This is a genomic window from Pseudomonas sp. I8001 (genome assembly GCF_013385345.1).
Classification (GTDB): Bacteria; Pseudomonadota; Gammaproteobacteria; order Pseudomonadales; family Pseudomonadaceae; genus Aquipseudomonas.
Genome location: NZ_JACAQC010000010.1, coordinates 190,867 through 198,866 on the forward strand (window position 1 = coordinate 190,867; position 8,000 = coordinate 198,866).

The 8,000-nt window shown below is 62.8% G+C and carries 8 protein-coding genes; all 8 read left to right on the top strand.

Annotated elements, in window-relative coordinates:
• The first annotated feature begins 1 nt into the window (after position 1).
• The 8 genes from fliF to HX839_RS10490 all read left to right on the top strand — a co-directional run bounded on the left by fliF (position 2) and on the right by HX839_RS10490 (position 7,852).
• Positions 2–1,777 carry a flagellar basal-body MS-ring/collar protein FliF gene (gene fliF / locus HX839_RS10455; RefSeq protein WP_008434839.1) on the top strand — a complete coding sequence of 592 codons (1,776 nt, stop codon included), beginning with the start codon at positions 2–4 and terminating at the stop codon, positions 1,775–1,777.
• Complete coding sequence (gene fliG, locus HX839_RS10460; protein ID WP_003214577.1) at positions 1,770–2,789, top strand: flagellar motor switch protein FliG; 1,020 nt, start codon at positions 1,770–1,772, stop codon at positions 2,787–2,789. Before fliF ends, fliG begins: the two co-directional genes overlap by 8 nt.
• A 10-nt stretch (positions 2,790–2,799) precedes the next feature.
• A complete protein-coding gene (fliH, locus tag HX839_RS10465; RefSeq protein ID WP_008434837.1) occupies positions 2,800–3,564 on the top strand; it encodes a flagellar assembly protein FliH in 765 nt (254 codons plus the stop codon).
• Complete coding sequence (gene fliI / locus HX839_RS10470; RefSeq protein ID WP_087694334.1) at positions 3,554–4,912, top strand: flagellar protein export ATPase FliI; 1,359 nt, start codon at positions 3,554–3,556, stop codon at positions 4,910–4,912. The genes fliH and fliI overlap by 11 nt, the downstream gene beginning before the upstream one ends.
• Positions 4,913–4,915: 3 nt before the next feature.
• Positions 4,916–5,365 (top strand): flagellar export protein FliJ, encoded by a 450-nt coding sequence (fliJ, locus tag HX839_RS10475; protein WP_008434833.1) that lies wholly within the window; start codon positions 4,916–4,918, stop codon positions 5,363–5,365.
• An 88-nt stretch (positions 5,366–5,453) separates the two neighbouring features.
• Positions 5,454–5,759 (top strand): STAS domain-containing protein, encoded by a 306-nt coding sequence (locus HX839_RS10480; protein ID WP_003214569.1) that lies wholly within the window; start codon positions 5,454–5,456, stop codon positions 5,757–5,759.
• Entirely contained in the window at positions 5,756–7,474 is a 1,719-nt protein-coding gene (locus HX839_RS10485) for a fused response regulator/phosphatase (RefSeq protein WP_177067028.1), read from the top strand. The genes HX839_RS10480 and HX839_RS10485 overlap by 4 nt, the downstream gene beginning before the upstream one ends.
• Positions 7,475–7,504: 30 nt before the next feature.
• Positions 7,505–7,852, top strand: a complete 348-nt coding sequence (locus HX839_RS10490) for an Hpt domain-containing protein (RefSeq protein WP_003214564.1) — start codon at positions 7,505–7,507, stop codon at positions 7,850–7,852.
• Positions 7,853–8,000: the final 148 nt, after the last annotated feature.

The window sequence follows — 8,000 nt, forward strand, 5'->3', positions numbered from 1 at the left end:
CATGGCAGAAGCACTCGTGGATAACGCACCCGCCAAGGCAGACGGCAAGCCGCCGCTGTTTGGCCTGTCGTTCCTGGAAAACCTCTCCGAGATGACCATGTTGCGTCAGGTAGGCCTGATGGTCGGCCTGGCTGCCAGCGTGGCGATTGGTTTTGCCGTGGTGCTGTGGTCCCAGCAACCGGATTACCGTCCGTTGTACGGCAGCCTGGCCGGCATGGATTCCAAGCAGATCATGGAAACCCTGGCGGCGGCAGACATCAGCTACACCGTCGAACCGAATTCCGGCGCCCTGTTGGTCAAGGCCGACGATGTGGCCCGTGCGCGGATGAAACTGGCGGCTGCCGGCGTAACCCCGTCCGACGCGAATATCGGCTTTGAAATCCTCGACAAGGACCAGGGCCTGGGGACCAGCCAGTTCATGGAAGCCACCCGCTACCGTCGCGGCCTGGAAGGCGAACTGGCGCGCACCATCTCCGCCCTGAACAACGTCAAGGGCGCCCGCGTGCACCTGGCGATTCCGAAAAGCTCGGTGTTCGTGCGCGATGAACGCAAGCCCAGCGCCTCGGTCCTGGTCGAACTCTTTGCCGGCCGCTCCCTCGAGCCTGGCCAGGTATTGGCGATCATCAACCTGGTGGCCACCAGCGTTCCTGAATTGAGCAAGTCGCAGATCACCGTAGTCGACCAGAAGGGCAACCTGCTGTCGGACCTCGCGGAGAACTCTTCGCTGACCATGGCCGGCAAGCAGTTCGACTACAGCCGCCGTATGGAAAGCATGCTGACCCAGCGGGTGCACAACATCCTGCAACCGGTGTTGGGCAATGATCGCTACAAGGCTGAAGTGTCGGCCGACGTCGACTTCAGCGCCGTCGAATCGACCTCCGAGCAGTTCAACCCGGACCAGCCGGCCCTGCGTAGCGAGCAATCGACCACCGAGCAACGTACCGCCAGCAATGGCCCGCAAGGCGTGCCGGGTGCCCTGAGCAACCAGCCGCCCACCCCGGCCACTGCCCCGCAAACCACTGGTGGCGCTGCCGCTACCGCAGGCGCGGTGCAGCCTGGCCAGCCGCTGCTGGACGCCAACGGCCAGCAGATCATGGACCCGGCCACTGGCCAGCCCATGCTCGCGCCGTACCCGGCCGACAAGCGCAACCAGTCCACCAAGAACTTCGAGCTTGATCGTTCGATCAGCCACACCAAGCAGCAACAGGGTCGGATCAATCGCCTGTCGGTGTCGGTGGTGGTGGATGACCAGGTCAAGGTCAATGCCGCAGACGGCGCCATCACCCGCGCCCCATGGAGCGCCGATGAATTGGCGCGCTTCACTCGCCTGGTGCAGGACGCGGTGGGCTTCGATGCCAGCCGTGGCGATAGCGTCAGCGTGATCAACATGCCGTTCTCCGCCGAGCGTGGCGAAGTCATCGCCGAGGCAGCGTTCTATACTCAGCCGTGGTTCTGGGACATCGTCAAGCAAGTGCTGGGGGTGTTGTTCATCCTGTTGCTGGTGTTCGGCGTGCTACGCCCGGTGCTCAACAACATCACCGGCCACGGCAAGAAGCAACTGGCCCTGGCCGGCGGCGACGTCGAGCTGGGTGGCATGGGCGGCCTCGATGGCGAACTGGCCAACGACCGCGTGAGCCTCGGTGGCCCGCAAAGCATTCTGTTGCCGAGCCCGAGCGAGGGGTATGACGCTCAGTTGAACGCAATCAAGAGCCTGGTGGCCGAAGACCCGGGTCGTGTGGCCCAGGTCGTGAAAGAGTGGATTAACGCAGATGAGTGATAGCCGAGCTGCAGTAGCCAAACTCTCCCGGGTCGACAAAGCCGCCGTGCTGTTGCTGTCCCTCGGAGAAACCGACGCCGCCCAAGTGCTGCGCCACATGGGGCCCAAAGAGGTTCAGCGTGTCGGCGTGGCCATGGCGCAAATGCGCAATGTGCACCGCGAGCAAGTCGAGCAGGTGATGAGCGAGTTCGTCGAGATCGTCGGCGACCAGACCAGCCTGGGCGTCGGCTCCGACAGCTACATTCGCAAGATGCTCACCTCGGCCCTGGGCGAAGACAAGGCCAACGGCCTGATCGACCGCATCCTGCTGGGTGGCAACACCAGCGGCCTCGACAGCCTGAAGTGGATGGAACCGCGGGCCGTGGCCGATGTGATCCGCTACGAACACCCGCAAATCCAGGCGATCGTGGTGGCGTATCTCGACCCCGACCAGGCCGGTGAAGTGCTCGGCCACTTCGACCACAAGGTGCGCCTGGATATCATCCTGCGTGTCTCGTCGTTGAACACCGTGCAGCCAGCGGCGCTGAAAGAACTGAACACGATTCTCGAGAAGCAGTTCTCGGGTAATTCCAACGCTTCGCGCACCACCCTGGGCGGCATCAAGCGTGCGGCCGACATCATGAACTTCCTCGACAGCTCGGTGGAAGGCCAGTTGATGGACTCGATCCGCGAGATCGACGACAGCCTGTCGGTGCAGATCGAAGACCTCATGTTCGTGTTCAACAACCTCTCCGACGTCGACGACCGTGGCATCCAGGCGTTGCTGCGGGAAGTCTCCTCCGACGTGCTGGTGCTGGCCCTCAAGGGCTCGGACGAAGGCGTCAAGGAAAAGATCTTCAAGAACATGTCCAAGCGGGCTTCCGAACTGTTGCGCGACGACCTCGAGGCCAAGGGCCCGGTGCGCGTCAGCGACGTGGAAACTGCACAGAAGGAAATCCTCACCATTGCCCGCCGTATGGCCGAAGCCGGAGAAATCGTTCTCGGTGGGAAGGGCGGCGAAGAAATGATTTAAGGCGCCGCGCATGTCTAACAAAGATGAGACGCCCAGCGATCTGATTCGCGCACGGGACGTCGGAGGGTTCGACGTCTGGTCGCTGCCCAGTTTCGACCCGCATCGCCCGGAGCCTGAGCCGGAGCCGGTAGAAGAACCCCCGGCCGAGATGGAAGAAGTGCCGCTGGAGGAAGTCCAGCCACTGACCCTGGAAGAGCTCGAAAGCATTCGCCAGGAAGCCTACAACGAAGGTTTCTCCACCGGCGAGAAGGACGGTTTTCGCAGCACCACCCTCAAGGTCCGCCAGGAAGCCGAGGCCGCGCTGAGCGTCAAGCTGGCCAGCCTGGAAACCCTGATGGGCAGCCTGTTCGAGCCCATCGCCGAGCAGGACTCGCAGATTGAAAAAGCCATGGTCGGGCTGGTGGAGCACATCACCCGCCAGGTGATTCAGCGCGAATTGGCCCTGGACTCCACGCAAATCGAAAGCGTGATGCGCGAAGCCCTCAAGCTGCTGCCCCTGGGCGTCGGCAACGTGCGGCTGTACATCAACCCGCAGGATTTCGAACAGGTCAAAGCCCTGCGCGAGCGCCATGAAGAAACCTGGCGCATCGTCGAAGACGCCGCGCTGCTGCCCGGTGGTTGCCGGGTCGAGACCGAGCACAGCCGCATCGATGCCACGGTGGAGACGCGCATCACGCAGATCATGGCCAAGCTGTTCGATCAGTTGCACGAGCAGGCGCTGCACCCGGCAGAGCCGGACTTGAGCGTCGAGCTGGACACCCCCGATGCGCCTTGATCGCACCAGCTTCGCCAAGCGCCTGGGTGGCTATGCCGAAGTCACCGAGTTGCCCGGCCAGCCGATCCTGGAGGGCCGGCTGCTGCGCATGGTCGGCCTGACCCTGGAAGCCGAAGGCCTGCGCGCCGCCATGGGCAGCCGCTGCATGGTGATCAACGACGACAGCTACCACCCGGTGCAGGTCGAAGCCGAAGTGATGGGGTTCTCCGGCAGCAAAGTATTCCTGATGCCCGTCGGCAGCGTTGCCGGCATTGCCCCCGGCGCTCGCGTGGTGCCGCTGGCCGACACCGGCCGCCTGCCGATGGGCATGAGCATGCTCGGCCGCGTGCTGGATGGCGCCGGGCGCGCCCTCGACGGCAAGGGTGGGATGAAGGCCGAAGACTGGGTGCCGATGGACGGCCCGACCATCAACCCGCTCAAACGCAACCCCATCAGCGTGCCGCTGGACGTGGGCATTCGCAGCATCAACGGTTTATTGACGGTGGGCCGCGGCCAGCGCCTGGGCCTGTTTGCCGGTACCGGCGTCGGTAAGTCGGTGTTGCTGGGGATGATGACGCGCTTTACCGAGGCCGACATCATCGTGGTCGGGCTGATCGGCGAGCGGGGCCGGGAGGTGAAGGAATTCATCGAGCACAGCCTCGGCGAAGAAGGCCTCAAGCGTTCGGTCGTGGTGGCCTCACCGGCGGATGACGCGCCGCTGATGCGCCTGCGCGCCGCGATGTACTGCACACGCATCGCCGAATATTTTCGCGACAAGGGCAAGAACGTCCTGCTGCTGATGGACTCCCTGACCCGTTTCGCCCAGGCCCAGCGGGAAATCGCCCTGGCCATCGGCGAGCCGCCGGCCACCAAGGGCTATCCGCCGTCAGTGTTCGCCAAGCTGCCCAAGCTGGTGGAGCGTGCCGGTAACGCCGAAGCCGGTGGTGGTTCGATCACTGCGTTCTACACCGTACTCTCCGAGGGCGATGACCAGCAGGACCCGATTGCCGACTCGGCGCGGGGCGTGCTCGACGGGCACATCGTGCTGTCCCGGCGCCTAGCCGAAGAAGGGCACTACCCGGCCATCGACATCGAAGCCTCCATCAGCCGGGTGATGCCGTCGGTGGTCACCCCGGAGCACATGATGCGCGCGCAGCAGTTCAAGCAACTGTGGTCGCGTTATCAACAGAGCCGCGACCTGATCAGCGTCGGCGCCTATGTGGCCGGCGGCGATCGCGAGACCGACCTGGCGATTGCCCTGCAACCGCAACTGGTGACGTACCTGCGCCAGGGCCTCAACGACAAGATCAGCATGGGTGAAAGCGAAGCACACCTGGGCACCATCTTCGCGCCGGCGCCAGGCGGATAAACCATGGCCAACACTCGCGCCGCGCGCCTTGCCCCGGTAGTGGACATGGCCGAAAAAGCTGAAAAGACCGCCGTCCAGCGCCTGGGGTACTTCCAGGGCCAGGTTCGCCTGGCGGAAAGCAAGCTGGGGGACCTGGAGCGCTTTCGCGGCGAGTATCAGCAGCAGTGGATCGAGCGTGGCAGCAAGGGCGTCTCCGGGCAGTGGCTGATGGGCTACCAGGGCTTTCTCAACCAGTTGGAAACCGCCGTCGGCCAGCAGCGCCAGAGCCTGGCCTGGCACCAGGCCAACGTCGACAAGGCCCGCGACAGCTGGCAACAGGCCTATGCCCGGGTCGAAGGCCTGCGCAAACTGGTGCAGCGCTACATCGACGAAGCCCGTGCACTGGAAGACAAGCGCGAGCAGAAATTGCTGGATGAATTGTCCCAGCGTCTTCCCCGCCAAAACCCCTATTAACCACGCCCTCGCTCCTACATGGATTTGCCCACTTCCCTATCACCTGCTACACCTTGTTGCACATTGCCAATGACAAGGAAGCAGTCGTATGTCAGTCGAATCAGAAGTGTCCCTGGACGGGACGAAGTTGACGATCACCGTCAGGGGGCGATTCGATTTCGGTAGCCACCAGGCCTTTCGTGATGCCTACGAGCGGTTCTACAAGGTGCCCGAGATCTACGTGGTGGACTTGAAGGAAACCACCTACATGGACAGCTCGGCCCTGGGCATGCTCCTGCTGTTGCGTGACCATGCCGGAGGCGACAATGCCGAAGTGCAGGTGGTCAACGCCAACTCCGATGTGCGCAAGATCCTGGCCATTTCCAACTTCGACAAACTGTTCGACCTCACTTGAGCGTCCTGGCCCCGGTCCTCGAGGCGCTGACGGTGTTGATCGCCGAAGACAGCGCCGCCGACCTGTTGTTGCTGTCAACCATCGTGCGCCGCCAGGGCCACCAGGTGCTGACCGCCAGCAACGGCCAGGAAGCGGTCGATGTGTTTACCCGTGAACGGCCGCAGTTGGTGTTGATGGACGCCCTGATGCCGGTGATGGACGGCTTCGAGGCGGCCCGCCAGATCAAGCAGCGGGCGGGGGAGGCGCTGGTGCCGATCATCTTCCTCACCTCCCTGCGCGAGAGCGAAGCCCTGGCCCAGTGCCTGGATGCCGGGGGTGACGACTTCCTGGCCAAACCCTATAACCAGGTGATCCTGGCGGCAAAGATCAATGCCATGGATCGCCTGCGTCGCTTGCAGGCCACGGTGTTGCAGCAACGCGACCTGATCGCCCGGCACCACGACTACCTGCTGCAGGAGCAGCGAGTGGCCAAGGCGGTGTTCGACAAGGTGGCCCACTCGGGCTGCATCAACGCCGCGCCGAATATTCGTTATGTGCAGTCGCCCTACGCGCTGTTCAACGGCGATTTGCTGTTGGCCGCCTACACGCCGTCGGGCGATATGCATGTGCTGCTGGGGGACTTTACCGGCCACGGTTTGCCGGCGGCGGTCGGCGCCATGCCCCTGGCGGAAGTGTTCTACGGCATGACTGCCAAGGGCTACGGATTGGCGCAAACCCTGCGGGAGATGAACGCCAAGCTCAAGCGCATCCTGCCGGTGGACATGTTCTGTTGTGCCACCTTGCTGTGCCTCAGCGCCCAGCGACGGGTGGTGGAAGTGTGGAATGGCGGCATGCCCGACGGCTACGTGCATGACGTCACCACCGGCAAGCGTACGCCGCTGGTGTCGCGGCATTTGCCATTGGGCGTGCTGGCGGCCGATGCGTTTGATGACCGCACTGAAGTCTGGCCGATGGCGCTGGGTGACCGAGTGTTTTTGCTGTCGGATGGTGTGCTGGATACCGCCGATGCCCATGAACAGTTGTTTGGCGCCGAGCGGTTGCAGCAGGTGTTTGCGGCCAATCGCGAGCCGGACCGGTTGTTCGAGGAGATCGAACAGGCCTTGGCGGGTTTTCGCGGTGAGGTGCGCGATGACATCAGCATGGTGGAGATCAGCCTGCAGGCGGATGAGCCGTTGCGTTCGTCGTCGGTGGTGTATTCCGACAGTGGGCAGTCGTCGCCGCTGGATTGGTCGGTAAGTTTTGAGTTTCGTGCCGAGACGCTCAAGTCCTACAACCCTTTGCCGTATTTGTTGCAGTTGCTGTTGGAGATTCATGGGCTGCGGGAGCAGAGCGGGGCGTTGTACAGCGTGATGGCGGAGTTGTATTCCAATGCGCTTGAACATGGTGTGCTGGGGCTGGATTCGCGGCTCAAGCGGGATGCACAGGGGTTTGCTGCGTATTACCGCGAGCGTAATGAGCGGCTGGCGCGGTTGGATAGCGGGTATGTGCGGGTGCGCCTGGATGTGGTGCCGACCGGGGAGGGGGGGTGTCTGACGCTGCGGATCGAGGACAGTGGGGCTGGGTTTGATGTGGATAAGGTGCTGGCCAGGCCGCTGGATGTTGACCGTCTGTCTGGTAGGGGATTGAGCCTGGTGCGCCAGTTGAGCAGCGATGTAGGCTGGTCTGACGGCGGGCGGTGTGTGTGCGTGGAGTTTTCATGGAAGGCTCTGGCATAATCCGCCGATTCTTGATCAAGGAGCGAACAAGTGGCAGAGATTCATCTGGACCCCGATGTGCTGACTGGCTTGCAGGAGGTCATGGAGGGCGAGTATCCGAAGCTGCTCGACACTTTTCTCGATGACTCGCAAAAGCGGGTAGAGGCGTTGCGCCGGGCTCGGGATGATGCCAAGGCGCTTGGGCGGATTGCGCATAGCTTCAAGGGGAGTAGCGGTAATCTTGGGGCGGTGCGGTTGGCTGAGCTTTGTCAGTTGCTCGAGGATAAGTCCGCCAAGCCTGTGGTTGCGGATTTGGCGCAGTTGGTGGATGAGATTGACCATGAATTCGCGCTGGTGCGGCCGCTGTATGAGCATGAGCGGGGGCGGTTTCAGCTCTGACGCTTTTGGTGTGTATATCGGTTTCTTCGGTAACGGCGGCTTATGGTTTCGCTCTTGCAGCGAGTCACTTTGCAAAAGCGGCACAGTAACCAAAGCGCTCTGCCCCATCAAAAACCAGAGCGAAAGCAGAGCTGCTTTTCTGTGGGAG